The organism is Arcobacter pernae (assembly GCF_049472135.1).
Classification (GTDB): Bacteria; Campylobacterota; Campylobacteria; order Campylobacterales; family Arcobacteraceae; genus Arcobacter_B.
Genome location: NZ_JBMOVV010000005.1, coordinates 123642 through 148522, shown reverse-complemented (window position 1 = coordinate 148522; position 24881 = coordinate 123642). Strand labels below are relative to the sequence as shown.

General features: G+C 25.7%; 32 protein-coding genes and 1 pseudogene. 20 read left to right on the top strand and 13 right to left on the bottom strand.

Going from position 1 to position 24881, the window contains the following annotated elements:
- The first annotated feature begins 306 nt into the window (after window positions 1-306).
- Window positions 307-866 (top strand): annotated as a pseudogene (locus ACH5BF_RS07805) (recombinase family protein).
- Window positions 867-1052: 186 nt separating this feature from the next.
- Here ACH5BF_RS07805 and ACH5BF_RS07800 read toward each other — a convergent pair.
- A complete protein-coding gene (locus ACH5BF_RS07800; protein WP_423273654.1) occupies window positions 1053-2105 on the bottom strand; it encodes a hypothetical protein in 1053 nt (350 codons plus the stop codon).
- A 47-nt stretch (window positions 2106-2152) separates the two neighbouring features.
- Window positions 2153-2458, bottom strand: a complete 306-nt coding sequence (locus tag ACH5BF_RS07795; RefSeq protein WP_423273653.1) for a hypothetical protein — start codon at window positions 2456-2458, stop codon at window positions 2153-2155.
- Window positions 2459-2827: 369 nt separating this feature from the next.
- On the opposite strand from ACH5BF_RS07795, the gene ACH5BF_RS07790 reads away from it, so the two are divergent.
- Window positions 2828-3604, top strand: coding sequence for a hypothetical protein (locus ACH5BF_RS07790; protein ID WP_423273652.1), 777 nt, complete (start codon window positions 2828-2830; stop codon window positions 3602-3604).
- A gap of 526 nt (window positions 3605-4130) precedes the next feature.
- Here the strand turns inward: ACH5BF_RS07790 and ACH5BF_RS07785 are convergent.
- Together ACH5BF_RS07785 and ACH5BF_RS07780 are read right to left on the bottom strand one after the other, a co-directional pair.
- Window positions 4131-5852, bottom strand: coding sequence for a hypothetical protein (locus ACH5BF_RS07785; RefSeq protein ID WP_423273651.1), 1722 nt, complete (start codon window positions 5850-5852; stop codon window positions 4131-4133).
- A gap of 396 nt (window positions 5853-6248) precedes the next feature.
- Window positions 6249-6494 carry a helix-turn-helix domain-containing protein gene (locus ACH5BF_RS07780; RefSeq protein ID WP_423273650.1) on the bottom strand — a complete coding sequence of 82 codons (246 nt, stop codon included), beginning with the start codon at window positions 6492-6494 and terminating at the stop codon, window positions 6249-6251.
- A 153-nt stretch (window positions 6495-6647) separates the two neighbouring features.
- On the opposite strand from ACH5BF_RS07780, the gene ACH5BF_RS07775 reads away from it, so the two are divergent.
- Both ACH5BF_RS07775 and ACH5BF_RS07770 read left to right on the top strand, forming a co-directional pair.
- Entirely contained in the window at window positions 6648-6935 is a 288-nt protein-coding gene (locus ACH5BF_RS07775; protein ID WP_423273649.1) for a hypothetical protein, read from the top strand.
- A gap of 2 nt (window positions 6936-6937) precedes the next feature.
- On the top strand, window positions 6938-7171 hold the full coding sequence (locus ACH5BF_RS07770; RefSeq protein WP_423273648.1) for a hypothetical protein: 234 nt from the start codon (window positions 6938-6940) through the stop codon (window positions 7169-7171).
- 9 nt (window positions 7172-7180) lie between these two features.
- Here ACH5BF_RS07770 and ACH5BF_RS07765 read toward each other — a convergent pair whose 3' ends face one another.
- On the bottom strand, window positions 7181-7597 hold the full coding sequence (locus tag ACH5BF_RS07765; RefSeq protein ID WP_423273647.1) for a hypothetical protein: 417 nt from the start codon (window positions 7595-7597) through the stop codon (window positions 7181-7183).
- A gap of 147 nt (window positions 7598-7744) precedes the next feature.
- Window positions 7745-8662, bottom strand: a complete 918-nt coding sequence (locus tag ACH5BF_RS07760) for a hypothetical protein (RefSeq protein WP_423273646.1) — start codon at window positions 8660-8662, stop codon at window positions 7745-7747.
- A gap of 605 nt (window positions 8663-9267) precedes the next feature.
- Between ACH5BF_RS07760 and ACH5BF_RS07755 the strand changes: the two genes are divergently transcribed.
- Window positions 9268-9618 carry a hypothetical protein gene (locus ACH5BF_RS07755; RefSeq protein WP_423273645.1) on the top strand — a complete coding sequence of 117 codons (351 nt, stop codon included), beginning with the start codon at window positions 9268-9270 and terminating at the stop codon, window positions 9616-9618.
- A gap of 159 nt (window positions 9619-9777) precedes the next feature.
- Here ACH5BF_RS07755 and ACH5BF_RS07750 read toward each other — a convergent pair whose 3' ends face one another.
- From ACH5BF_RS07750 to ACH5BF_RS07735, 4 genes are read right to left on the bottom strand one after another with little or no spacing between them, the layout of a single operon-like run.
- On the bottom strand, window positions 9778-10608 hold the full coding sequence (locus tag ACH5BF_RS07750; RefSeq protein WP_423273644.1) for a hypothetical protein: 831 nt from the start codon (window positions 10606-10608) through the stop codon (window positions 9778-9780).
- Between the two features lie 2 nt (window positions 10609-10610).
- Window positions 10611-11087 carry a hypothetical protein gene (locus ACH5BF_RS07745; protein WP_423273643.1) on the bottom strand — a complete coding sequence of 159 codons (477 nt, stop codon included), beginning with the start codon at window positions 11085-11087 and terminating at the stop codon, window positions 10611-10613.
- 1 nt (window position 11088) lies between these two features.
- Complete coding sequence (locus tag ACH5BF_RS07740) at window positions 11089-11544, bottom strand: hypothetical protein (protein ID WP_423273642.1); 456 nt, start codon at window positions 11542-11544, stop codon at window positions 11089-11091.
- A gap of 2 nt (window positions 11545-11546) precedes the next feature.
- On the bottom strand, window positions 11547-11738 hold the full coding sequence (locus tag ACH5BF_RS07735) for a helix-turn-helix transcriptional regulator (protein ID WP_423273641.1): 192 nt from the start codon (window positions 11736-11738) through the stop codon (window positions 11547-11549).
- A gap of 179 nt (window positions 11739-11917) precedes the next feature.
- Between ACH5BF_RS07735 and ACH5BF_RS07730 the strand changes: the two genes are divergently transcribed.
- Entirely contained in the window at window positions 11918-12613 is a 696-nt protein-coding gene (locus ACH5BF_RS07730; RefSeq protein ID WP_423273640.1) for a helix-turn-helix domain-containing protein, read from the top strand.
- 313 nt (window positions 12614-12926) lie between these two features.
- On the opposite strand, the gene ACH5BF_RS07725 is transcribed toward ACH5BF_RS07730, so the two are convergent.
- On the bottom strand, window positions 12927-13547 hold the full coding sequence (locus ACH5BF_RS07725) for a transposase (protein ID WP_423273639.1): 621 nt from the start codon (window positions 13545-13547) through the stop codon (window positions 12927-12929).
- A gap of 87 nt (window positions 13548-13634) precedes the next feature.
- Here ACH5BF_RS07725 and ACH5BF_RS07720 point away from each other — a divergent pair, with 87 nt between their 5' ends.
- From ACH5BF_RS07720 to ACH5BF_RS07675, 10 genes are read left to right on the top strand one after another with little or no spacing between them, the layout of a single operon-like run.
- The gene (locus ACH5BF_RS07720) at window positions 13635-14357 is read left to right on the top strand and encodes a DUF4198 domain-containing protein (protein WP_423273638.1); all 723 of its coding nucleotides are present in this window, start codon (window positions 13635-13637) and stop codon (window positions 14355-14357) included.
- A gap of 21 nt (window positions 14358-14378) precedes the next feature.
- Complete coding sequence (gene cbiM / locus ACH5BF_RS07715) at window positions 14379-14981, top strand: cobalt transporter CbiM (protein WP_423273637.1); 603 nt, start codon at window positions 14379-14381, stop codon at window positions 14979-14981.
- The gene (locus ACH5BF_RS07710) at window positions 14978-15451 is read left to right on the top strand and encodes a hypothetical protein (RefSeq protein ID WP_423273636.1); all 474 of its coding nucleotides are present in this window, start codon (window positions 14978-14980) and stop codon (window positions 15449-15451) included. Before cbiM ends, ACH5BF_RS07710 begins: the two co-directional genes overlap by 4 nt.
- Before the next feature lie 2 nt (window positions 15452-15453).
- Window positions 15454-16113, top strand: coding sequence for a CbiQ family ECF transporter T component (locus tag ACH5BF_RS07705; RefSeq protein WP_423273635.1), 660 nt, complete (start codon window positions 15454-15456; stop codon window positions 16111-16113).
- Complete coding sequence (locus ACH5BF_RS07700; RefSeq protein ID WP_423273634.1) at window positions 16097-16747, top strand: energy-coupling factor ABC transporter ATP-binding protein; 651 nt, start codon at window positions 16097-16099, stop codon at window positions 16745-16747. Before ACH5BF_RS07705 ends, ACH5BF_RS07700 begins: the two co-directional genes overlap by 17 nt.
- Before the next feature lie 43 nt (window positions 16748-16790).
- Window positions 16791-17606, top strand: a complete 816-nt coding sequence (locus tag ACH5BF_RS07695; protein WP_423273633.1) for a DUF2971 domain-containing protein — start codon at window positions 16791-16793, stop codon at window positions 17604-17606.
- 48 nt (window positions 17607-17654) lie between these two features.
- Window positions 17655-18944: a sensor domain-containing diguanylate cyclase gene (locus ACH5BF_RS07690; protein WP_423273632.1), complete on the top strand. Its 1290-nt coding sequence runs from the start codon at window positions 17655-17657 to the stop codon at window positions 18942-18944.
- A 52-nt stretch (window positions 18945-18996) separates the two neighbouring features.
- Entirely contained in the window at window positions 18997-19482 is a 486-nt protein-coding gene (locus tag ACH5BF_RS07685; RefSeq protein WP_423273631.1) for a hypothetical protein, read from the top strand.
- 2 nt (window positions 19483-19484) lie between these two features.
- Window positions 19485-19682, top strand: coding sequence for a YwbE family protein (locus ACH5BF_RS07680; protein WP_423273630.1), 198 nt, complete (start codon window positions 19485-19487; stop codon window positions 19680-19682).
- Window positions 19679-20122 carry a YaiI/YqxD family protein gene (locus tag ACH5BF_RS07675; protein ID WP_423273629.1) on the top strand — a complete coding sequence of 148 codons (444 nt, stop codon included), beginning with the start codon at window positions 19679-19681 and terminating at the stop codon, window positions 20120-20122. The genes ACH5BF_RS07680 and ACH5BF_RS07675 overlap by 4 nt, the downstream gene beginning before the upstream one ends.
- 2 nt (window positions 20123-20124) lie before the next feature.
- Here the strand turns inward: ACH5BF_RS07675 and ACH5BF_RS07670 are convergent, their stop codons facing one another.
- Both ACH5BF_RS07670 and ACH5BF_RS07665 read right to left on the bottom strand, forming a co-directional pair.
- A complete protein-coding gene (locus ACH5BF_RS07670) occupies window positions 20125-20847 on the bottom strand; it encodes a hypothetical protein (RefSeq protein WP_423273628.1) in 723 nt (240 codons plus the stop codon).
- Between the two features lie 2 nt (window positions 20848-20849).
- Window positions 20850-21074, bottom strand: coding sequence for a DUF2798 domain-containing protein (locus ACH5BF_RS07665; RefSeq protein ID WP_423273627.1), 225 nt, complete (start codon window positions 21072-21074; stop codon window positions 20850-20852).
- 115 nt (window positions 21075-21189) lie between these two features.
- On the opposite strand from ACH5BF_RS07665, the gene ACH5BF_RS07660 reads away from it, so the two are divergent.
- The 4 genes from ACH5BF_RS07660 to fusA all read left to right on the top strand — a co-directional run bounded on the left by ACH5BF_RS07660 (window position 21190) and on the right by fusA (window position 24742).
- Window positions 21190-21489 carry a MerR family transcriptional regulator gene (locus ACH5BF_RS07660; protein ID WP_423273626.1) on the top strand — a complete coding sequence of 100 codons (300 nt, stop codon included), beginning with the start codon at window positions 21190-21192 and terminating at the stop codon, window positions 21487-21489.
- Window positions 21490-21659: 170 nt separating this feature from the next.
- Window positions 21660-22034: a 30S ribosomal protein S12 gene (rpsL, locus tag ACH5BF_RS07655; protein ID WP_423273625.1), complete on the top strand. Its 375-nt coding sequence runs from the start codon at window positions 21660-21662 to the stop codon at window positions 22032-22034.
- A 16-nt stretch (window positions 22035-22050) separates the two neighbouring features.
- Window positions 22051-22518 carry a 30S ribosomal protein S7 gene (gene rpsG, locus ACH5BF_RS07650; protein ID WP_423273624.1) on the top strand — a complete coding sequence of 156 codons (468 nt, stop codon included), beginning with the start codon at window positions 22051-22053 and terminating at the stop codon, window positions 22516-22518.
- A 115-nt stretch (window positions 22519-22633) separates the two neighbouring features.
- On the top strand, window positions 22634-24742 hold the full coding sequence (gene fusA / locus ACH5BF_RS07645) for an elongation factor G (RefSeq protein ID WP_423273623.1): 2109 nt from the start codon (window positions 22634-22636) through the stop codon (window positions 24740-24742).
- Window positions 24743-24881: the final 139 nt, after the last annotated feature.

Below are 24881 nucleotides of genomic sequence, written 5' to 3'. Positions count from 1 at the left end.
GTTGGATTTTGTGTTTACGGTGCAATGGTTTAGGTTAGGTGGTAGCGTTGCTTACTACTTAACGCGGCGTTTCACAACCTCTTACTCTTTGAGCAGTTTTTATTAAAGGAGATCTTTTCCCATAAAGAGTTGAATTTTTGAACAAACTCCAAAAAGAACAGGTTGGTGAACTTGTTCTTTCTGACCTTACTTAAGGGACATTTTGTCTTTTTAATGGGATTTTTAACAATTAACAGACATTCATGTCCTTTTAATACTGATAGTTATATATGAGATAAATAGTAAGTTCAATAAAAAGGATTTATTATGAATGTAGGTTATGCAAGAGTTTCAACCTCTAGTCAAAATCTTGAGAATCAAATTGATCAACTTAAAAGTGCTGGCTGTGAAAAGATTTTCTCAGAAAAAAATCAGGAAAAAATGAATCAAATCGTGAACAGTTTAAGATTATGATGGATTTTGTAAGAGAAGGTGATGTACTTTATATTACAAAACTTGACATATTAGCAAGGTCTGTAATAGATCTCCATAATATTGCAAAGTTTTTACAAAATAAAGATGTAAATCTAAAAGTGTTACATCAAAACATTGATACAACATCTCCAGCAACTAGATTGTTATTTACCATGTTAGGTGCTATTGCAGAATTTGAACGTGATTTAATAAATGAGCGTGTTAGAGAAGGAATTGAAGCTGCAAAAAAAGGTGTTCAGTTTGGTAGAAAAGCTATACTAAGCACTAAAGAAAAGAATGTTATATATAAACAGCATGAAAAAGGAAAGTCTGTTGCTTTATTATCTAAACTTTTTCATGTAGCACGTAATACAATCTATAGAGCAATCAAAGATGTAGCTAAAAAGAAGTAGTCAATTTGACTACTTCATCTGTTCAAAAATTCAACTCTTTTGGGAACTGTCTTTATTTTATAAAAATTGCTCAAAAAGTAAGAGGTTGGAGAACGACCTAACTGAAGGACAAGTGGCGAAACGACTTGACAGTTTGGTCTTTGGATTTTATTTATTCGACACTTAAAAGCTCGAATTAATAGCAGTTTAGACTTGTTCTTCTTCCTGCATTTTGTTATCTTTTTCTTCCTCTAAAATTACATTTTCTAGAATATTTGCACTTTTATTAAAAATATTATTTACGATATTTGTTTCAAAGTTTTCTTTAACTGAATTTTCTAAAAACCAATTAATATTATTATTGTCATGTTGTTTATAGGAATGATACCAATTCCAATTATTATAATTTTGATTATATCTTTGAATTAGAACATTCTTTATTTTAGATTCAACCTCTTTAAACTTTTTTAGAAAGGTATCCAATTTTAAGATAATTTTATCTTTAGATTTTATATCAATATTTCCACAAATAATATGTTCATAAATTAAACAAATCATATATGTTGAAATAGATTGTCTAGCAAAATAAAAATCTTTTTCTAATTCTTGAAAATTTATATTATTTACATAATCACCACTATTAGTATAGTACAAAGAAATAGTATCAATCCATCCATTTAGTTTTTCAATAAAAAAGTTATAAATTTTATAATTTTTTCTTTTTATATCAATTAGATTAGTAATATAACTTGTTGCTCTCATCGGAGATATGGATATTTCTCCTAATTCATAACTTATATCTTCAAAAAAGTCTTTAAAAGAAGCTAGTTCTTCAATTTTTTCTTCTTTCTTAAAGTCTAAAAATTGATTATTTATTTGAAGTTGAAAATCGTCAATTGCTCGAAAAATTTGATTTACAGAACTGTTAAATTCAGATATTATTTGAGTAGTATAATATCTATCAATTTCCATAAAAATTGAATCAACAAGATTAACCATTTCTACAGCTTCAAATCCTGAATGTTCTTGAATTCCGCCTGTATTACTTTTAATCATAGATGAAGTTTTTCCATTTTTATATTTCATGTAATTTTCTGGAGATATATCAAATTTTAAAAATTGATTACCATATTTGTTTTCTACTTTCGAAAGTACATTTTGATAAATTTCTGAATTTAATTGAAAACTTGAATTATTATTATTTTGCTCTATAGTAGATAAAGACATTCCAAAAATTTTATTTATTTGTTTTAATTGCATAAAACTCCTTTTTTAAGATAATGTTTGTCGTGACCAATAATTTCCCACTAGGGTAAATTATTGGTCTCCTCATTTTTGTTATTTTTTGCTTTTTGCCTTAATTCAGTTAATGCTAAACTCATTAATCCTCCACCAAGCACAGACACAAATATCATTAACATTTGACCAAAATATTTCATTGCTATATTGTTGAGGCTATCTCCGTCCATACTTAAGCCAATTGCTGGTATAGCTCCATATAAGGTAAACCCTATTGCTCCAAAAAACAAAGTCCAAGGACTTCTTTTATGAATATCAACTGCAAGCCAGGCTAAAAGTACTATCCACGTTAGTAAAACTATTCCATAAATCATATTATTCCTTTCTAAGATAACTATATATTGAAGGAACATTTTATCCTAATTAATATTTATATACATTATTAAAAGACATAAAAAGTGTACCTTTAAGAATGTTTTTAATTACAAATATAATGTATTAAAAAAAAACTAACTTTTATACTATTATCCTTAAATATAAAATATCCTTTTTTAGTTAGAATGATTGTAAAGAAATATCTATTTTCATAAAAGAATAACTTTTTTATCAACAGTACTATGCTATGGTATCAGTTTATACATGGTGTTATCTCTTATTATAATTTTAACTGTTGGCAGTTATATATATAAATATAAGTGATATAAAGTATAATCAATTTTAAAAAAGTAGAAAAAGAGGGGAGAATGTTATACGTATTCACAAAACCTGCATTTGTACAGGGTGCACCGGTTGACCATACATTTGTGACATCTTATGATATCACAAAAACTAAAATAAAAACGATAGCAAATGTAATAAATAGAAATGAACATTTTTGGTTTTGTCACGGAGACTTTTATTCACAAGGTACTTTAATAGGACAATCTTCAAATCTTTGGACTCTTGCAAATTGTCTTGTCACATCAAACACAAAAAATGGTAAAGGTTCAATATATCGATATGCTAGAGATGGAGTTTGTCATCAAGTAACCAATCAAGTTTTATATAATGGAAGAAATTCACATCCAAGTAGAATAGTGCAACATGCAAAAGGTTATAAATTAACTAGTTTACTTTATGGTACATTTGGTAGAAATCTAGATGATTGGAATGTAATCAAAAATAAATGTATTTTAGGTAGATCTTATACAGTACAAATATCACTTTTATTAAGTAGAGCTAGATATGCATATAAGTATATGGGCTACTCTTATAACAATGCAGATATACAAGAATTAGAATATAGAAGACTAAAACTACTGGAAACAATTGATGAAATAGATGGGGCTAGTTTAAAATCTGGTGAAACTAATTTTAGGAGAGCCAGTGAGTTAAATAACGAGATAAATGAGTATTTGAGATTTGCAAGTCAACATTTAGATGAAAAACTTTATCGTCATATATTTGGTATTACCCCTTATGAAGAAATTAATATAATTGATTCAAGCTTATATAAAATAGAGGGCAACAAAGGAGATTAATAATGAGCTATTTCCAAGGAAATCTATTTAAAAATGGAAGAAAACCTTTAGTAAATATGACACCGTCTAAAAGGATAGTTTTCTATCCTTTTAAGCTTTTGAGAAGTCAAAAATAGTCATATTTTTAGTCAAGCATAAAATCTAAAAAAGACTGTTTCAAACGGCTTTATATAAGAGTAAACGTTTTCAAAATGATTTTAAAAACCGGCGAGGTTCACGCTTCTGAGGGTTCGAATCCCTTCCTGTCTGCCAGCATCAATAAAATCCCATAGAATCGAAATTTCTCGAAGAAAATTACAACTTTTTTTACAACAAAATGGTACCTTTTTTGCAACTCTTTTTATAAAAAAATATTTTAATTATTGTTGAATTGTGTATAAATAGGTGGTTGAAGAACATAAAATAAATATGGCAGATATCTACTTACTATCTGCCAATTGCTAATATTATAAAACAAGTATTTTAATTAATATAAACTCTTTTAAAATTAAATCTTTCTTTGAAATTTGAATTTTGTTTTTGTATATTATTTACTACTGAATGAACCGTATTTAAAAAATGTTAGCATCTTATTAATTTTGGTTTTAATGTCTATATCTTCGTCTTTTTTCATTTCTTCAAATACTTTAATCACCTTATTTGTATAAGGTACAAAAGATTCAGTTTTTTGGTATTTTCTAATGAAATCAAATAAAACCTCTACAAATTCTGGACTATCTAAAATATATTGTCTTATGCTTTTCTCTTCCAATGATGCTAATAATGTAGGTTCATCACCCCAAGAATTATTTTGAAGAGGTTGTTTCATCAATTGTATAATTTCTTTTAGGTTATTTAATTTTTGTTTTTCTTCTTCCTGCTCTTTTTCTTTTAGATAGATTTCTAAACTTTCGTCAAACTCTAGGATACTTGTAAAGTTATCTTTATCAAAACCATATAGATTCTCTTTTTTTGAAAGTATCTTTACTAATTGTTTTTTTAAAACTTTAATTCCAAAGTTATGATATTTGTCTGAGTTGATTTCATCTAGCTCTTTTAGTAGATTTATATAAAATATAAAATTAATAGTGTTTAAAATACTAACAATATTTTCGTTATTCTTTTCAAAGATTGTGTATAGGTTTTTAACAAAGTCTGCATTTTTATACTTCATATTAAAATGAAAATTATCACGGAGTTCATTTATTTCATTATAAATCATTTCTCTATTTTTGATACTTTTTTGCTCATTAATAATATTGAGTAAAGGTTCCTGATTTATAATAGAAGTGTGTATATAATTAATTATATATTCTGTTATCTTACTAATATCGAAATAGCTAGTATTTGCAGTGGTGATATAATTTAATACTCTTTCATACTGTTCATTTTCCTCAAATTCAGTATTATGCGAAGAATATTTTGAACTCATTTTTTCAAATGAATAAGACTTTAATTTATCAAAATCTTTAAAGTGTTCAATCGCATTTATCGTAGATATTTCAATAATATTTTCAGCTATTTCTTTTTCTAAACTCATATAACCTTTAACAAGTTGTTCTACAAAAGAAAAATCATTTAAGGAATTTATTACTCTTTTCATAACTCTTATATTAGTAATATTATGTTGAATAAAATAACTAGAAGGGTAGATTTTAAAGGATTTTAATTTGTGTTTTACTAACTCGTAGCTTTCTTCAGGTGTTGGTAAATAGTTTAGCTCATAATCAATTATTTTATCTTTGTATTTTGATAAAGTTTCATTATCTACTTTATCTTGATTTAGTATCATTACAACTTTACATTCTTTTTGTTCTTTTAATTCTGAAATGAGACCCAAAATATCTTTTTCATCTAAATGTTTTGATAATCTTTCAAAATCATCAATACATACAATTACATTTTCAAAATCATCTTTGGAAAATAAAGTTAAAAAAGATGAAATCATTGAACCTGTTAAACCAAAATTAATGTCATCATCTTTCAATCCAATACTATGCTTGATGTTTGAGAAAAATTTTTTAGATTTATTGAGGTATTCATCTTTTTTTGATATTTGCAAAATGATATCTGTTCTAATATCTTGTATAGTATCCTTTCCAAATAATGAAGTATATGAAACCTTTTTATTTTCTAAATTATCTTTTACAAATTTTTTCCAAAAAGTGGTTTTACCTACACCCCATTCACCATCAAGAGTTATTACTAACGAATCATCTCCATTAAGTAATTTATCTAATCTATCTTTTAGAAAATCAACATTTGTCATTATTTTAACCTTTATAGAAATAATAAAAAATATTTTATCTTAATAAAAATGATATATAGTTGATTAATACATATGAGAACACAAAATTCTGAACAGTCTCTTCTCCTTAACCTCTAAATTTTGGAACAAAACTAGAAAATCTCATTTATTGGCTTGATAACCTTCGTTTAGAGATATAATTTGTTCCAAAAAGTGTTCAAGAAATTGAATTTATAGATTCTCTAAAACCCTTAGAATTTTTTGAACAAAAAAATCATTTTTTAAGTCATGACTTTAAAGATTCATATAATTTATTTTCAAATAATATCGCTTACCGTGAAATAGTTAAAGCCTGATTCATTATCGTAATATTAATTAATTGAATTAATTTGTGGCTACTTTTTTGGAGTCATTCTACTAATCTTTTTTCTTCTCTAAATCATTCATTATATTAAATACTTCTTTTGTTAAATAATCATACTTCAAAGACTTTTCATAATACTCTAAAAATGACTTAACCCATAATGGTACAGCTATTGTTTTGTCTTTTGATGTATATCCCCAATTGTTAATTGTAGAATATGGTATACCACTAATCTTTGAAAAATCTTTTTGAGTTAAATCTAACTCTTTCAATCTTTTATTAAACTGTTCTTTTGTCAATTTGTATCCTTACTAGTAAAAGTATAACATATATATACCATACTAGTCATAAGTGTAAATTTTTATAGCTAAATTAGTAAATATTAGTATTGACAGATATACTAATGTAGGTTATACTTTTTAAACATTTATATAAATTGTTAAAGAGAGTAAATGAAAAAAGATCAAGAATATTTAAAAGAAAAAAAACTGTTTTTTCAAATTATTAGAAGAATTGTAGTTATCTCAAGTCTTGCAGCAATAGTATACTTTTATATGCGTAATAGTGATGATAATACTATTAAAAATCTAGAAGCTTTTAAAAATAAACAAGAACTTCTTTGTAAAGATAGAATAATTTCTATTTCTAATGGATATGAAATATTTGAATATGAAAAAGCTCTTGTAAATAAAAATGATGAGATTTTTAATCTAAGACATTGTAAAAAAGTGGAGGAATAAATATGTATAACTTTTATAAAACTATGAATACTTTCTTCTTTAAAATCTCAGAGCCTCTAGTTATTATAGGAATACTATCTTTAATAATAGGATTTCTATATTTACTATTCTTTGGCTCGCTTCCTGGATATAGAATCCTTGAGTTTTTATACTATAATATTTTTACTATAATCTTGGGAGCTAGTATATATATTAAAGCTAGTGATATAAAATCTGATAAAAATAGTTCAATCTAATAAATTGAACTATTTGTTTAAAACATAAACAGGTCTTGTTTGTGATAAAAATAAAAGAGTTATAATAGCTACAATAAGTACTGCTGCACTTAATGGTAAAAATACTATAGTTTGAAGTATTGTAATTAATAAACCAAAGAAAAAACTAGACTTTCTAATGTTTGATATTAATACTAATAAATATATTATTGAAGTAAATGCCATAATTAATATTCCATTTAATGTATCACCCTTTGCTTTTAATGCATCAAAATACCAATCATAACCCCAAAATGCTAATGCAAAAATACATAAAAATATAGAGAAATATTCTATTGAAAAAAATTCACATTTATATTTTTTTGCAGTAAGAATATTGATCTTATTTAAAAGGTATACTATTAATGCACCAACTGCTAAAACTAAAACTACTTTTAAAACTAACATGACAATCCTTTATCTAATTTAGGTTTTTTATTTATATATAGTACACTAAATTAGATATTTGTCAAGAGTTTTAAATATTTTTTTATTAAATATCTAGGATTATTAAATAACTATAAATGTATAAAAATATTTGTATCGTTTATAAAACTAAACCAAATAGTGTTGAGTAATACTAGCTCTATTATGCTTCATCTCATGACTCACTTCTTGAAGTGAGTCTTCATATGAATAATCAGCCTTCCCATACTCAAACATTCTTCTTTTAGCAAAACACCATCTAAAAGCATGTGAACCCTCTGGAACTTCATTTGATAGTAAACAAGCCTGTTTTATATCTTCATAATACTTTTGTCTATGAATTTTAAATATCTTTTTTGTATTAAAATATTCAAGTAGTTTATTATAAGTTTCAATACTAATTAAAACCTCACCTTCTTTACCACCTTTTTCTTTTGTAAAGATAATTCCTTTTTTAGTATTTGTAATAGAATCAATTTTAAAACCTAATAATTGCTCTTTTCTTATAAAAGAAACAGCTTCAACTCTTGCACCACCTTCATATTGAATTGATGCAGCAATTTTGTGTAAATCTTCTTTTAAATTTGATATTACTAATAAAGGATTAGTATAAGCTCTATTGTGATAATTATTTGCAACAAGATTTAAATCTCTTGCTTCATCTAATATATTTTGTCTTATTGAAAAGTCATACTCTATGTTTTTATTTGAAATGTTTTTTGAAAACTTTGTTAAAGCAATTTCCAGTTTTCCTAAAGCTGCAGATATTTTTTCTAAATATTGTTTTGATGGATAGTATTCTACTTTATATTGCATATAAGAGTAAATGTGATGTTCTTCTATTCTTTCAAAGTCTTTAATCTTCCAATGCTCTAAAAGATAGTTAAAAAAGTTGTTCCAAATATTTCTATAACTCTCCATCGTTTTGTATGAAGCAATCATCTGATAATCAATATGATTAGGATTAACTCTGTCAATTTTTTTAGCACCTTCATTAAAAATTTGTTTTACTAATTGTGAACTTTGATAATATACACTTCCTCTCATTTCTTTTACTTTTTATAAAATTTTTTTGAATAGTTTCAGCCTCTATTCTAGGCAAAATTTGTTAAGTCAATCTGCATTTTATTTATAACTTTTGCATCTAAGTTACTAACATTTTGAGTGTACTTGTCAGAAGTAAAAACTAATAAAATATATTCAATACTCTTACAATTCAAAGCTTGTCAAACTTCTTTGATTTTAATTAGTCTTAAAATTTCTGAATCAAAGTAAATCAAAATTTTAAACGCTCTTTTGGTTAAGATGGGAGGAATCATTCGTAAATGAGTCTGAGCTCCAACTATAAGTTAAATCTTTTAGTAATAAAAAAATTTAAATAAGTTTAACATAGATTTTTGTTTAGTGAATGTTTGGGTAAAAACTTGAGAGACTTAACTGTTTTTTGCAGTTTCCTTTTTTGCTAGACAATAAAAAGAGAACCTATTTTTAGGTTCTCTTTTATAGTTTATTTCACATTATAAAAATTTGAAAATAAACAAATAATAAACACTTTTTTAAACATCTTTTATTAATAAGTATGATTATCTTAAAATTGTTTTTTATTTATCTAACAGAATATAATTATATTAATTTTATTATTAAGGAAGGAAATGAAAAAAGGAATATTCATATTTATTATAGTTTTTTTGGGTATATATATAAGCCAATTGAAACAAAGTAATGCTGATGAACAACTAAATAATAATTATTCAACAGAGAATAGAGAAAAACAAGTTAAATATAGTTTAAAAAAAGCATTACAAGCAATGAGTAAAAATGATTATAATAATGTAGAGTTTTATCTTAAAAAAAATGATAAACTTAATGATAAAAATTCACAGTTTGTTTTATCATCATTCTATATAGAAGAAAAAAATGATATAAAAAAAGGACTAAAGTATTTAGAAAAAGCAGCAAATAATGGTTGTTTAAAAGCCATGGAAAATATGGCATATATATAAACATGGAAAGTATGGTCTTGAGCAAAACCATAAAAAATCTTTTTATTGGTTAGCAAAATATATTGATGCTAAATCTCAAGTAAGTAAATAAAATAAGTTCAAATTGAATTTAAATATTATTTAATTCAATAATGAACTTATTTAATGAGTTTTAAACTTTTAACACTCCTTTTTATTAGGTAGCTTTTTTATAAACTCTACTTTTTTAATATTCTCAGAACTGTTATATGCAAATGTAATTGAAATTATAAAAGACTTTTCAATTGCATTAACTATGAATGAAAAAATCTCATTATTTTCTTTGATTTCTTTTGTAATATAATTAATACAATCTTTATGTTCATAGTTTTCTAACAACTTTGTAGTTGTATTTAATGAGATACTTTTATCAAGATAATAAACAGATTCATTTATTAAAAAAATCATTATTGCTATTAAAATGTCTTGTGCATCTTTTTTATTATATTCTAGTATTTCATCAATAGTTTGTCTTATCACAAAATCAACAATGTCATTTGTTCTAAATACTTGATATGATTTTGATGTTTGAGTTTCATTGTTTCTATTTCTTACATTTAAGATTAAAACATCAAAGGATGGATCAATAATCATAAAATCATTCTTTTCTAATGTTAATAATATCTCATAAAACTTTGAATGAAAAGGTTCATTAATGAAAAGGTTTTTATAAATTACAAGATGATATAAATAAGAAAATTCATTTAAATCTTTTGAAGAGTTAAAAAATTTATATCTTACTTTATTGATATTTAATTGATATAGTTTATCTGCTGAATCTTCAGTTTTTTCAACTGTTTTTTGTTCTTGAGTTTCAACTATTTTATTTAACATTCTTTTAATATCATCATCTGCAAGCTTTTTTTCATTTTTAGCTTTTTCTTGTTCTATTTTATATAACTTTTGCTTTCTTATTTTAAATACAATAAGAAGTATTACTATTATGATTATAAAAACTAAAATAGTATACATATTTAGTTCTTTTCTAAGAGTCTATTTTCATGTAAAACATTTGTTAATGTTTGAGGTGTGAAGCTAAACTCACTTTCAAGTACAGTTGCAAGTGAATAGCCTCGAAGTGCAAAATCAAATAGTTTGCATATAGCTTTTGCTTCAGATTTTGAAATAAAAATATTCTTTTTATCAAACTGTTTTAACTTTAAATTTCTTGTTTTTTTATACTCTGTAATACTTAAAAATTTATTTTGATCATTCCCAACATCGAAGAGTCTAAGCTCTTCAATAAAATGTATTGTATCAGAAAATGAAGATGTTAGAATCTGATTTTCTACGAGTATTAAATCATTTCGAAGATACTTCTTTCTTAATGTATAATCTTCTTCAAATACATGTAATAAGTATATATCTTTGTCTAAATTAAGTGAAATTTTTAGAACATTTAGACTGTTACCAACTTCATCTTGAATTGTTATAATTTGATCTTGTGCCATTTTATTTTTCCTTTTTTTCTGTATTTCTATTTTCAATTTCATTCCATATTTGATAAATAAATGAATAGGAAACCTCAAATTTATGATACTTTTTTAAATAAACTGATATATCTCTAAAACTCATCTTTTCATTATTTCTTAATGTTTTTACAATTGAAAAATAGCTCAAAAACTTCTCTTTTTTTATTTTTGAACGTTGTTTTTTTGATCTAAGCTTGATAGCATTTAAATTAACACTATCAAGTTTTGATTCAAAGTTATCAATTGCAAGAATTAATGATGAATATGTAAGTGAAACATTATCAACATCTTTATGTACATTTTTTAATTGATGAAAAATCTTTTTTTGTTGTTCTAAGATTTTTAGCTTTGTTGTTATGTCAACTTTTGCAAAAAATCTTAGTTTTTTGTTTTGAGCTTCTTGATTAAACTTTTTGATACTATCAATTGAAGACATTTCTATATTCTTTTTTCTTTTTGTTCTGAAATCCAATTTTGTAGTTCACTTAATGAATACAAATCTTCTTTAAAACCTTGAATTTTCACTGGTTTTATAAATAAGTCTTTTTTTATAAGTTCTCGAAGCTTTGTATCTCCTATCGAAATATAATCAGTAATTTCTTTTCTTTTTAGAAGTTTGTCTAATTTCATAACACCCCTTTTATTAACTATATGCATTTTTATTTAATCTTGTAATCAAATTATTACAATATATGCATTAATGCTAGCTTAATTAAATATATGCAGTTTATATTATCTATTTGATATGCATGCAACACATAAGTTTTTTTTATGTTTTTTTAGATAAAATTGATAAAAAGGAAATATTAATGTTTTTGAAAGAATTTAGAGAAAGAATAAACTTAACTCAAAAAGAGTTGAGTGAAAAAATAGATGTTGCTCAAACAACTATTGCTAGATATGAAAAAAAACAAATTAATCCTACCTCAATAATTTTAGAAAAATATATAAATATACTAGATGCCAATCCAAATTTCTTATTTTTAAAAATGGAGCCAGCTACCTTAGATGATTATCCTGTATTCGATGAAGTTACATTAAATTTATTAAAAGATATTGTAATTACAATTCCAAATAGTGAGATAAATAGCAAATTAAACGAGATATTAATTGATGAAATATTAAAAAGATTTGTAGATTCTAAAAGTAATATATTTACAAAGATATTAAGTTTTGTAAGCCTCCAAGGTGTATTTAAATCAAGACCTATTTTATTTTTATATTACATATTTCAAATGATTGAAAAAGATAAAAATAGTAAATCAGTAAAAAGCTATAAAGAATATTTGAAAGATATTATTGAAAACTATAAAACATTAAGTTTTAAGAATCAACCTATTTTTACAGATTCAATGAAAAATTCAATAGTAGATATTATAGATATAAAACTTACAGAATCAGAGTGTAGATTATTAGTTGAGAAAAATAAAGAAACATTGAATATAATAGAGTTGAATATGCCTCCTCATTTAGTTAAGTTTCATAGAAATTTATTCAATAGTTAATAAATTGTTTTCGAGACTGTACTGAGTTTTGTTCGTCAAATGAAAATTCTGTAATCCTCCCCTTAATTATGACCGTTTAAATCAGATTAAACATTCGATTCGATAGGAGACTTAATTAATTAATTTAGTTTCCTTTACTTCAATTATGCATTCAATACGTTTGAAATAATTAATATAATACTTTTTCTTTTTTAGAAATTCAATAAGCCTTTTTTCAGGTAATTAATCAGGTACAAATAACAATTAAAACTTTTTAATCACTATTAAATAGGCTTCTTGATTTAAATTGAATTCCAAGTAGTTCCTGTTAAAGTTATGCCAAAAGCTTAAGAAGTATATCTTCTTGAGCTTTATTTGAATAGTTAAATTTAAATTCTGCTTCTTTCAAATAGTAAATAAAATTTTTGCTATCTACACCTTTATATTTTTTTAAAAAACTCTCTAAAAAATTCCAAAAATCATTTATCAGACTATTAGAGCTTTCAAGCATTGCAATTTTATTAAATTTAATAAATTTTGATATATCCTTTAACTGTGTATTTCCAAATTTATTCAAAGAGGGGAGCATTAAATTATAAATATATCCTTCATAATTAAAAGTTAGAAAATTTTGTGAACTTTTTAAATTTTCATTTTTTATATATATGTATTCATCAAATTCTGATTTACTATTTTTTCTTTTTTTATACTCTTCATGTAAAAATGTTGTAATCAGTTTTCTAAAGAGCATAAATTTATTTGACACTGTAATATAATTTAAATTTTCTTTTTTAGAACACTCTAAAGCAGTATGATTTTTGCAAAAAGACTCTATTAGTTTAATCTCTCTTTTGTATTTTTTTAATGAAAACTTTTTTTTACAAGTAGCGCATTTAATATGCTCATTTTTAAGATAGTATAATTTATCGCTATTACAATAAATACATTTGTTCATTTTAGTTCCAAAAATATATAAGAAATATAAAAATTTATTTTACAGTAATAATCTTAAGATAAAATTCTTCAAAAATTAGGAGTTTATATGAAAAAATTAATTTTACTTTTTTGTTTTGCTATAGTTGCTAATGCACATTTTTTAACACTATTACCAAATACAGATCTTATTCAAAATAAAAATGAATCAAAATTAAATATTGAGGCTATGTTTATTCATCCTTATGAACAAACTGGTATGAATATGGAAAAACCAAAGGGTATATTTTTAAACACGAAAAGTAATCCTTTACCTTTAAATGAAATAAAGTTATTTAATGAAAAAGCATGGGCTACAACTTATAGTGTAAATAAACCAGGAGTATATAAGTTTTTTACTATACCTGAGCCTTATTTTGAGCCAGCAGAAGAAAAATATATATCACATGTACCAAAAGTAATTGTAAGTGCTTATGGTTTAGAAGAGGGATGGGATGAGCCAATTGGATTAAAGTATGAGATTATTCCAATGGTAAAACCATTTGCTTTATATACAGGGAACATCTTTACCGGGAAAGTTTTAGTTGATGGTAAACCGGTTTCTAATGTTGAAGTAGAAGTTGAGTTTTTTAATAATTTAGCTTTAAAAGCTCCAAGTGATTCACATATTACTCAAGTTGTAAAAACAAATGCAAATGGTGAATTTAGTTTTGTTATGAATCAAAAAGGTTGGTGGGGATTTGCTGCACTTATTGAAGAAGGACAAAAAGAGTTTAATGGTAAAATGTATCCAATAGAAAATGGCGCACTTATGTGGGTTAAAACTTATTAATATAATGATTTAGGATAAAAGATGCATATATCAGATGGTGTATTAAGCCTTGAAGTTGCAAGTGGTTTAGGAGCAGTTAGTTTAGCTTTATGTGCTTATTCTTTAAAAAAAATAAAGAGTGAGGATATTTCACTAGTCGCTTCAATGAGCGCACTTTTTTTTATAGCATCATTTATTCATATACCATTAGGTCCAACACAAATTCACTTGCTTTTAATAGGCGTAATAGGGCTATTTTTAAAGGAAGCAGTTTTTATAAGTTTAGCTATCGCACTTTTTCTACAAGCTTTACTTTTAGGTTATGGTGGATTAAGTTCTTTGGGGGCAAATATAATTATTATGGCACTACCTGCTTATATGGTATTTTTAATAAATAAAATTTCATTTTTTAAAGCTTTAAATGAAAAGCTAAGATTCTTTTTATATGGTAGTTTAGCAATTTCTTTTAGTGTAATCTTTTTGGCTTTAGTATTAGTTTTTGCAAAAGATGAATATTTAATAGCCTCTTATTCCTTAGTTGTTGCAAATTTACCTGCTATAATTTTAGAAGGTTTAATTACACTTTTTTTACTTCTTTATATAAAAAAATCAATACCCAAACTTTTAAAAGAGGCTAATATATGATTAGAATTCTAACAATCTTTTTTATATTAACAAATCTTGTTTTTGCACATAAGTTAAGTGTTTTTACAAATTTCGAAAATAATAAACTTTATATTAACTCTTATTTTGCAAATGGCAATGCTTGTAAGAATTGTAAGATTAGAATTATTAAAGATGATAAGTTAATACTTGAAGATAAAACAGATGATAAAGGAGAATTTTCAACTCTTATTTCAGAAAACTCTTTTATTTTAAGTGTTGATGCAGGTTCTGGACATGCTGTATTAAAAGATATTCAAAAGATTATAAAACCAAAGCAAAGATATGAAAATAATCAATTACAAAAACTTGAAGAAGAGAATAAAAAGTTAAAATTAGAATTAAAACTTTTAGAAGAAAAACTAGCATATTTTGAGTTTTTTAAAACAATATTTGCTTTGTTTATAATAGTTGGAATATTTATGTTTTTAAAAAGAATTAAAAAGAGTTGATATTGATAAGTTTTAATCCAGCTCTTTCTTTAATTCTTGCATTTATATATTCATTAGTTGTTAGTTTTACAATTTTTGAGATTTATTATTTATTACCAATTGTTTTTTTGTTTTATATTACTAAAAATTATGTCTTTCAAATTCTTAAAAAACTTCTTTTTTTAAATCTATTTATTTTTGTACTTTTTTTAACGCTGCTTTATAGTAGTAGTTTTGATGATGCTTTAAATATATATTTAAGAGCTAATGCAATAATACTTTTTAATATAGCACTTTTTTTTAATTCTAAAGGTTATGATATTGTAAGAGGATTAAATATGTTGAAGTTCCCTAAAAATTTAGTATCTTCTACATATTTTACTTTAAAAATGATTGAATTTTTATCTAATGATTTTAAATTAATAAAAAATAGTCTTAAAACAAGAGGATTTAAAGCAAATACTTCTTTATTTACATATGAGACTTTTGGAAATATAATAGGTTTACTTTTCGTAAAAGCTATCAGAAAATCCTACTCTTTAAAACAGACTTTTCTACATAGAGGCTTTAAAGGTGAAATCTTTTTAAATGATGATTTCTCTTTAAAAAAAGATGACTATTGTTTATTCACAATTGTCTTATTTACAATTTTAATTAAGGTTATATATGAGTTGTTCTTTTAATTTAAAAAATCTTTCTTATAAAAATGATTCAAAAGAGTTATTTAGAAATGTTAATCTAAATGTTGGTCATGAACAAAAAGTTGCAATTATTGGTTCTAATGGTGTAGGAAAAAGTTCATTACTTAAGATAATTGCAGGATTAGAATCGAACTATGAAGGAGAATTACATCTTTTTCATAATTTAATTAAATCAAAAAAAGAGTATGAAAAATATAGAAGAGAGATTGGATACTTACCTCAAGATGTAAGTGATTTCTTTCTTTGTCCTACTGTAATTGAAGATGTAATGTTTAACCTTCGAGCTATAGGAGAGAAAAAAGAAGAGGCTTATCATAAAGCATCAATTATATTAGATGAGTTGAATATCTCTCATTTGAAAGATAGAATAATCTATGAATTAAGTGGTGGTGAACAAAAAATTGTTGCTATTGCAGGAATTTTGATAACTAAACCAAAAATATTGCTTTTAGATGAACCAACAAATGCACTTGATTCAAAATCTGAAGATACTATAATTGAATTATTAAACTCAATTAATAAATCAATGGTTATAGTCTCTCATCATAAAAGTTTTATAGAAAAGCTTACTTCAAATATTTATGAACTTAAAAATAGTGGCTTAGAGCTAGTTTAAACTGATTTAAGATATAAATATATAATAGTTCGTAGGAGTTATAATGGGAAAAATTATCTATCACTATTGTCATGTTGAAGCATTTCGTGCAATTATTCAAAACAAAAAACTATGGTTAAGTTCTGTATACAATCTAAATGATTATAAAGAGATACATTGGATTAATGATAAAGTAAACAGAAAACTAGAGAATATTAGAAACAAAGATAACTTTGCTAAATATAAAGCTTTTGAAGATATTTTTAATAAACAACTTCCAAGTGTATATATAGCCTCTTTTTCCCAAGGAAGTGATTTATTAAGTCAATGGAGAGCTTATGCTAATGATGGTTATGGTGTAGCTATAGGTTTTAATTCTGATTATTTTAAAACAAATAGTTTAGTTCACACAACTGAGGTTTTATATGATGAAAAACTTCAAGAACTCTATATTGATGAAATCTTTAAACCTTTAGAAACTGTATCTAATAATATAGACTTTTCAAGTGAAGAGTTTAAACAAGTTTGTAATGAAGTAATATCAAATATAAATAATCTTGCAGCAAAATCAAAAAACGAACTTTTCGAAGAAGAAAAAGAAGTGAGGTTAATTCATAATCCAATAATTATAGATGATAAAAGAAATGAGAAGTTTATATTTAAACAGAATTTGTCAGCTATGATGTTTAGAGCAGTATGTGGGAATCTTATTCCTTATTTTGAATTTGATTTCAGTGAAAAAATTGAAGATACTCCTGCAATTATTGAGATAATAAAAGGACCTAAAAACAGATTTATAGATAAAGAGATTAAGATATTTTTATCAAATAATGATTTCTATAATGTAAATATAAAAAATTCTAAATCTTCATATAGATAAGAGAGTTTTATTAATATTATAATAAAATGTAGTAATAAAGGAAGATTGATGGATTACAAAGAACAGTACGAAAAACTAAATATTGAATTAGAATCTTTAAAAACACTTGTAAATGAAACAGGTGCATATGTATATACAAAAGATTTAGAAGGTAAATATACTTTTGCTAATAATTTAGTTCTATCACTGTTTGGGTGTAGTTTAGATGAGGTTATAGGAAAAGATGACACTGCTTTTTTTGACTTAGAAATGTCAAACCAATTAAGAAAAAATGATTTATCTGTTTTAAGAGATGGAAAAGTTATTGAAAAAGAAGAAATAAACTATATAAAAGATACGAAAGAACAAAGGGTTTATTGGACTGTAAAAAAACCACTTTTTAATAAAGAAGGTTCAATTGTTGGAATGTGTGGAATTTCTACTGATATAACTGAAAGAAAAAAGTTAGAAAATCAACTTGAAGAAAAAACGAAACTTTTAAATACAATTTTAGATAATGTTGATGCCTACATCTATATGAAAGATGAAAATAGAAGATTTAAATATGTAAATTCAAAAGTGGCTAATCTTTTTGGTTATGAAGCTGATTATGTAGTTGGAAAAAGAGATATTGAAATTTTAAATAAAGAAGTTGCAGATAACTTTTGGGAAATGGATAAAGAAGTTTTTGAATCAAATGAGCCAAAGAGTCAAGAAGAAGTATATTTTGATGATAAAGGAAATGAAAGACATTATTGGAGTAAAAAACTTCCTTTTAAAATGCAAGGTGATGATTTCTTATCTTTAATTGGATTATCAACTGATATTACTGAACTACAGAAATTAAAAGAGAAACTAAAAAGACAATCAATTACTGATTATTTAACAAAAGCATATAACAGAAGATTTTTTGTTGAACAAGCAAAATTAGAGTTTAAAAAATCTCAAAGACATGGTCTTGATATGTCAATACTTATTATTGATGTAGATTGGTTTAAAAAAATAAATGATACCTACGGACATCTAGTTGGTGACAAGGTTTTAATAGAAATTGTAAAAGTTTGTAATCACTTAAAAAGAGAAGAGGATGTTTTTTGTAGAATTGGAGGAGAAGAGTTTGCTTTTATTCTTCCATATACAAATATTGTTCAAGCAAGTGAATTTGCACAAAGAATAAAAGACTATCAAGAAAGAAATCCATTAAAATGTATTTGTAAGGATGAAATAAATATTACTTATAGTATGGGTATATCTTCATGTTTTCAATTAGATGAAAGTTATGAAGATGTTTTTTCAAGGGCTGATGATGCTTTATATGAAGCAAAAGATACAGGAAGAAATAGAATCTGCATAAAATAGTTTACTCAAAACTTTAAGATTTAGATATACTTACGAAAAAATAAGGTTATAAATGAATTTTAAAGATTTAAGTTTAGAAGAAAAAAAAGAGATAAATCAATTGCTGTTGACTTATGCTAATTCAATTGGTGGAGTTAACTTCTTTTTACAACTTCTTGATGATATAAAAAAAGAGACTAATTTCCCACTTTTAAATAAGAGTAATATTTATCACTTTTCAAAAGGAAAAGTTTCTTGGAACAAATCAATATATAAAGATACAAAACTTTTATTACACAACTACTTAAAAAATATGGAAAAAGATGAAAAGTATCTATCAACTGTAAAACCTAAAGAAAAAAAGAATATAGATAATATGATGAGAACACTTAAGCCTGTTGAGGTAAAAGTAAGAAGTAAAAACAATTCAGATGAAGGTTTTAGTTTTAGTATAATAGATTTTACTGATGAACAAAATATAAAAGTATCATTACCTTATAAAATCATATTTTTTTACAATAAAGATTTTGCAAAACAAGCTTTAAACTTTAAGGCATAAGTGTGAATGATCCAAAAAAAAGGTTTTCTATAAAACAAGGACAAAAAGTAAATATTGTTTTAAAACAAGATCAAAGAACTGGTAAATTAACACAAGGAATTGTTAAAAATATTTTAACAAATTCTCCTTCACATCCTCATGGAATAAAAGTTAGACTGCAGGATGGGCAAGTAGGTAGGGTTCAAGAGATTTTATCATGACACTATTTATTGATGGTGATGCTTTTCCAAATCTTTTAAAACCAATTGTTCTAAGAGCTATTGAAAAAAAGAAATTAAATACTTATGTCGTTTCAAATAAAAAAATAAATATCGGTAAGTCAGTACATATAAATTATCTAATAGTGGATGAGGGAGCTGATGAGGCCGATAATAAAATTGTTGAACTACTAAAAGAGAATGATTTAGTAATCACAGCAGATATTCCTCTTGCTGATAGAACAATAACTAAAAATGCTCATGCAATTGATCATAGAGGTGAGTTATACACAAAAGATAACATAAAAGAGTATTTAGCAATGAGAAATTTAATGGAAGAGATTAGAGATAGTGGAGAAATGACAAAAGGCCCTAAGCCTTTTAGTCAAAAAGATTCACAAAAATTTGCCAATGCACTCAATATGTTTTTACAGAAACTATAATTTTATTTAATAGTTTTTATAAATATCATAATATTTGACTGTTCTTCAAAGCCAATACTTTTAAAAAACTCTAAATTTTTTTCATTAGAAAGTAATATAATATTTTTAAGTTTTTCTCTTTTTGCAAAAGCATAAGCTTCTTTAATTAAAAAAAATTTTAATTCTTTGTTTCTTAAATTATCTAAGCTTTTAATAAAATGTATATTTAAACTCTCTTCATAAATATAAAACAGTGAACTAAGTATAGGCTTTTTATTTTTGTAGATTAATATAGGTTCAATACAATCAAATTTTGAAAGATTGAATATTCTACTAAAATCCAAATTAAATAAAGTATTTTTATTTGTAATTGTAAGCCATTTCTCAATATCATCTTTTGAGCCAATATATCTAATATCCATTGAATTATTTGATATTGGAATAGTTTTTGAATTTAAATCAAAACTTAGTATTCTTTTTTCATGTGAGAACAAATAATTATAGTTAGTTAAGAACTCAATTGTTTTTTGATAATTAGTGGTTTTATTGTTTATGACATAGAGTTGTGTAAAAAGATTTAGTCTATTTTCTATTTCTAAATTATTTAATTTATCTAAATTAGAATCTTCCATTAAAATTTTATTAGGATATAAATCTGGTATAAAAATGTTCTCATCAAAAATTGTATTAGACGAAAGTTTTGCAAGATAAGTAAGACTTTCTTTTAAAATATTTTTTATATTCATAATTATTCTTTAATTAATAAATGAATAGTTTTTCTAATTCGAGGAGTAACAAAAAGCATAATTAAAAACGCAATAATAAAAGCTTTCCAATAAGCATTTAACCATATAGTTAAAAAATTTTCTGTAAATCCTAAATTAATAACTGTAATAATAAAACTCATAAAACCAGACATAAATAAACCATTTATAAAAGCAAATAAAAAAGCTTCGTATTTTTTATCAAACATAATATTCCTTTTTTGTATATAATATACAATAAATGTATGTAAAATACTAATATTCTTTACCTTAATTGTATATTAAAGACAAAATATGTATGATATATAAATATAAAGGACTTGAATGAATGATATTTTAGATTTAGAATTAATTTCAAAATTAAGATTAAGTATTGGTGGTGTTGAAGATATAACTGGTGTTAATCAAAGAAAAATAAGATATTGGGAAGAAAAAGGAATAATAAGTTCTCTTCAAGGCAAATGCGGTGCAAATAAACTGTTTAACTATATAAATGTAAAAAAGATTCTTTTTATAAAAGAGTTTATGGAAGAAGGGTTCACATTAAATGCTTCAGTTAAAAAAGCAAATGAAAAATTGATTCCTACAATAGAGCTATTTGAAAGTTTAGATAAATCACAATAAAAAACTAACCTAAACTATAATTAAGTTTTGTTTCAGTATAATCCGAAACTTTTTTAGTAAACTCAACAAAGTTTCCTAGAATGGTAGTATCGTTTCAACTGTATGTTGATTTACACGAGAAGCATGAGCATTGCTTTAATTGCTCAAACCAATTTAAACAAAGGGAAAAAATGCCTACAATTAATCAGCTTGTTAGAAAAGAGCGAAAAAAGGTTATAAAAAAATCTAAATCGCCAGCATTAGAAAAATGTCCACAAAGAAGAGGTGTATGTACAAGAGTATATACAACAACTCCTAAGAAACCAAACTCGGCTTTAAGAAAAGTTGCTAAAGTTAGATTAACTACTGGATTTGAAGTTATTTCATACATCGGTGGTGAGGGTCACAACTTACAAGAACACTCTATCGTATTAGTTAGAGGGGGAAGAGTTAAGGATTTACCTGGTGTTAAGTATCACGTTGTTAGAGGTGCTTTAGATACTGCTGGTGTTGCAAACAGAACTGTTGCAAGATCTAAATATGGTACTAAAAGACCAAAGAAATAAGTAGAAGGATAGAAGAATGAGAAGAAGAAAAGCTCCAGTTAGAGAAATTATGGCTGATCCTATCTACAATAGTAAAGTGATCACAAAATTCGTTAATACAATTATGTTAGATGGTAAAAAATCTACAGCTCAAAAAATTATGTACGGTGCAATTGCAAACTTAGATGCTAGAGGTGAAGAAGCTGGTATCGAATTATTTGAAAAAGCAATTGAAAATGTTAAACCACTTTTAGAAGTAAAATCTAGAAGAGTTGGTGGAGCTACTTACCAAGTTCCAGTTGAAGTTAGAGCTGTAAGAAGACAAACTTTAGCATTAAGATGGTTAGTTGACGCTGCTAGAAAAAGAAATGAAAGAACTATGGTTGAGAGATTAGCAAACGAGTTATTCGAAGCTGCTAACGAAAGAGGAACTTCATTCAAGAAGAAAGAAGACATGCATAGAATGGCAGAAGCTAATAAAGCATTTGCTCACTACAGATGGTAATCAATCTGTAATAAATCATTTAGTGATAATTAAAAGGGTGTTTTACACCCTTTTTTTTTATGGTAGTTTAGATAGAATTACAAAAATTATTTAAAAATTAAAAGGAAAACTTAAGATGGCAAGAAAAACACCTCTTAATAGAGTTAGAAATATCGGTATTGCTGCTCACATTGATGCTGGTAAAACGACAACAACAGAGAGAATTTTATTCTATACTGGTGTATCTCATAAAATTGGTGAGGTTCACGATGGTGCTGCTACTATGGACTGGATGGAGCAAGAGCAAGAAAGAGGTATTACAATTACTTCTGCTGCTACTACTTGTCACTGGCCTCACCCAAAAACTAAAGAGCAATTACAAGTAAATATCATTGACACACCAGGGCACGTTGACTTTACAATTGAAGTTGAAAGATCTATGAGAGTTTTAGATGGTGCCGTTGCAGTATTTTGTTCAGTAGGAGGGGTTCAACCACAATCTGAAACTGTTTGGAGACAAGCAAATAAATACGGTGTTCCAAGAATGATCTTCGTTAATAAAATGGATAGAACAGGTGCTGACTTCTTCATGGTTGAAAAACAAGTATCTGAAAGATTAAAAGCTAATCCAGTTCCAATTCAAATTCCAATTGGTGCAGAAGAAAACTTTAAAGGTATCGTAGACTTAGTTAAAATGAAAGCTATCGTTTGGGATGAAGATGCTGCTATGGGTTCTGCTTATAGAGAAGAAGAAATTCCTGAAGATTTAGTTGATACTGCTGAAGAGTACAGAGAAAAGATGATTGAAGCTGCTGCTGAGTCTTCTGAAGAGTTAATGGAAAAATACTTCGAAGAGGGTGAATTATCTGAAGATGAAATTATTGCTGGTTTAAAAGCTGGTTGTTTATCAATGACAATTACTCCAATGACTTGTGGTACTGCATTCAAAAATAAAGGTGTTCAAACTTTACTTGACGCTGTTGCTATGTATTTACCAGCTCCAACTGAGGTTGCTGATATTAAAGGTGAGACTCAAGATGGTGAAGCTGTTATTGTTCCTTCAACTGATGAAGGTGAAGTTGCAGCATTAGCATTCAAAATTATGACTGACCCATTTGTTGGACAATTAACATTTACAAGAGTATATAGAGGACAATTAGAGTCTGGTACTTACGTAATGAACTCAACAAAAATGAAAAAAGAAAGAATCGGAAGATTACTTCAAATGCACGCAAATAATAGAGAAGAAGTTTCTCAATTATATGCTGGTGAAATTGGTGCAGTAGTTGGATTAAAAAACACTATTACAGGTGATACATTAGCTTCTGAAAAAGATCCAGTAATCTTAGAGAGAATGGAATTCCCAGAGCCAGTTATTTCTGTTGCAGTTGAGCCAAAAACTAAAGCTGACCAAGAAAAAATGGGTATCGCATTAGGTAAATTAGCTGAAGAAGATCCATCATTCAGAGTTGCTACTGATGAAGAGTCTGGACAAACTATTATTTCAGGAATGGGTGAGTTACACTTAGAAATTCTTGTTGATAGAATGAAAAGAGAATTTAAAGTTGAAGCTGAAGTAGGTGCTCCACAAGTTGCATACAGAGAAACAATTAAAAACGCTGTACAACAAGAGTACAAATATGCTAAGCAATCTGGTGGTAAAGGTCAATACGGTCACGTATACTTAGACATTAAACCATTACCAGCTGGTGGTGAAGATAACTTCTTATTCCACAATGATATTAAAGGTGGGGTTGTACCAAAAGAGTATATTCCAGCTGTACAAAAAGGTTGTGAAGAAGCAATGGCAGGTGGTGTACTTGCAGGTTACCCAATGGTTGATATCGAAGTTAGATTATACGATGGTTCTTACCACGACGTTGACTCATCTGAAATGGCGTTTAAATTAGCTGCTTCTATGGGATTCAAACAAGCTTGTAGATCTGCTGCTGCTCAAGCTGTAATCTTAGAGCCAATGATGAAAGTTGAAATCGAAACTCCTGAAGAATACATGGGAGATGTTATCGGTGACGTTAACAAAAGAAGAGGACAAGTTCAATCTATGGATGAAAGAGCTGGTGTAAAACTAGTTACTGCTATGATTCCATTATCTGAAATGTTCGGATACTCTACTGACTTAAGATCTATGTCTCAAGGTAGAGCAACTTACGCAATGTTATTTGATTCTTACCAAGAAGTTCCAAAGAACGTTTCTGAAGAAATTATTGCAAAAAGAAACGGGTAATTTTTATAAATTATCTATAACTATTATAAAGGGAAAGTACTTTTGTACTTTCCCTTTTTTTATATCTAAAAATAAACTAACAATAAAAATATTGCAAATTGCAATTATAATACTCTTCATAATAAAATTATGATAAAAT

Coding starts and splice junctions, on each gene's coding strand:
- ACH5BF_RS07800 (WP_423273654.1), bottom strand. CDS start 2,105: ATGCAATTAAAACAAATAAATAAAATTTTTGGAATGTCTTTATCTACT.
- ACH5BF_RS07795 (WP_423273653.1), bottom strand. CDS start 2,458: ATGATTTATGGAATAGTTTTACTAACGTGGATAGTACTTTTAGCCTGG.
- ACH5BF_RS07790 (WP_423273652.1), top strand. CDS start 2,828: ATGTTATACGTATTCACAAAACCTGCATTTGTACAGGGTGCACCGGTT.
- ACH5BF_RS07785 (WP_423273651.1), bottom strand. CDS start 5,852: ATGACAAATGTTGATTTTCTAAAAGATAGATTAGATAAATTACTTAAT.
- ACH5BF_RS07775 (WP_423273649.1), top strand. CDS start 6,648: ATGAAAAAAGATCAAGAATATTTAAAAGAAAAAAAACTGTTTTTTCAA.
- ACH5BF_RS07770 (WP_423273648.1), top strand. CDS start 6,938: ATGTATAACTTTTATAAAACTATGAATACTTTCTTCTTTAAAATCTCA.
- ACH5BF_RS07765 (WP_423273647.1), bottom strand. CDS start 7,597: ATGTTAGTTTTAAAAGTAGTTTTAGTTTTAGCAGTTGGTGCATTAATA.
- ACH5BF_RS07760 (WP_423273646.1), bottom strand. CDS start 8,662: ATGAGAGGAAGTGTATATTATCAAAGTTCACAATTAGTAAAACAAATT.
- ACH5BF_RS07755 (WP_423273645.1), top strand. CDS start 9,268: ATGAAAAAAGGAATATTCATATTTATTATAGTTTTTTTGGGTATATAT.
- ACH5BF_RS07750 (WP_423273644.1), bottom strand. CDS start 10,608: ATGTATACTATTTTAGTTTTTATAATCATAATAGTAATACTTCTTATT.
- ACH5BF_RS07745 (WP_423273643.1), bottom strand. CDS start 11,087: ATGGCACAAGATCAAATTATAACAATTCAAGATGAAGTTGGTAACAGT.
- ACH5BF_RS07740 (WP_423273642.1), bottom strand. CDS start 11,544: ATGTCTTCAATTGATAGTATCAAAAAGTTTAATCAAGAAGCTCAAAAC.
- ACH5BF_RS07735 (WP_423273641.1), bottom strand. CDS start 11,738: ATGAAATTAGACAAACTTCTAAAAAGAAAAGAAATTACTGATTATATT.
- ACH5BF_RS07730 (WP_423273640.1), top strand. CDS start 11,918: ATGTTTTTGAAAGAATTTAGAGAAAGAATAAACTTAACTCAAAAAGAG.
- ACH5BF_RS07725 (WP_423273639.1), bottom strand. CDS start 13,547: ATGAACAAATGTATTTATTGTAATAGCGATAAATTATACTATCTTAAA.
- ACH5BF_RS07720 (WP_423273638.1), top strand. CDS start 13,635: ATGAAAAAATTAATTTTACTTTTTTGTTTTGCTATAGTTGCTAATGCA.
- cbiM (WP_423273637.1), top strand. CDS start 14,379: ATGCATATATCAGATGGTGTATTAAGCCTTGAAGTTGCAAGTGGTTTA.
- ACH5BF_RS07710 (WP_423273636.1), top strand. CDS start 14,978: ATGATTAGAATTCTAACAATCTTTTTTATATTAACAAATCTTGTTTTT.
- ACH5BF_RS07700 (WP_423273634.1), top strand. CDS start 16,097: ATGAGTTGTTCTTTTAATTTAAAAAATCTTTCTTATAAAAATGATTCA.
- ACH5BF_RS07695 (WP_423273633.1), top strand. CDS start 16,791: ATGGGAAAAATTATCTATCACTATTGTCATGTTGAAGCATTTCGTGCA.
- ACH5BF_RS07690 (WP_423273632.1), top strand. CDS start 17,655: ATGGATTACAAAGAACAGTACGAAAAACTAAATATTGAATTAGAATCT.
- ACH5BF_RS07685 (WP_423273631.1), top strand. CDS start 18,997: ATGAATTTTAAAGATTTAAGTTTAGAAGAAAAAAAAGAGATAAATCAA.
- ACH5BF_RS07675 (WP_423273629.1), top strand. CDS start 19,679: ATGACACTATTTATTGATGGTGATGCTTTTCCAAATCTTTTAAAACCA.
- ACH5BF_RS07670 (WP_423273628.1), bottom strand. CDS start 20,847: ATGAATATAAAAAATATTTTAAAAGAAAGTCTTACTTATCTTGCAAAA.
- ACH5BF_RS07665 (WP_423273627.1), bottom strand. CDS start 21,074: ATGTTTGATAAAAAATACGAAGCTTTTTTATTTGCTTTTATAAATGGT.
- ACH5BF_RS07660 (WP_423273626.1), top strand. CDS start 21,190: ATGAATGATATTTTAGATTTAGAATTAATTTCAAAATTAAGATTAAGT.
- rpsL (WP_423273625.1), top strand. CDS start 21,660: ATGCCTACAATTAATCAGCTTGTTAGAAAAGAGCGAAAAAAGGTTATA.
- rpsG (WP_423273624.1), top strand. CDS start 22,051: ATGAGAAGAAGAAAAGCTCCAGTTAGAGAAATTATGGCTGATCCTATC.
- fusA (WP_423273623.1), top strand. CDS start 22,634: ATGGCAAGAAAAACACCTCTTAATAGAGTTAGAAATATCGGTATTGCT.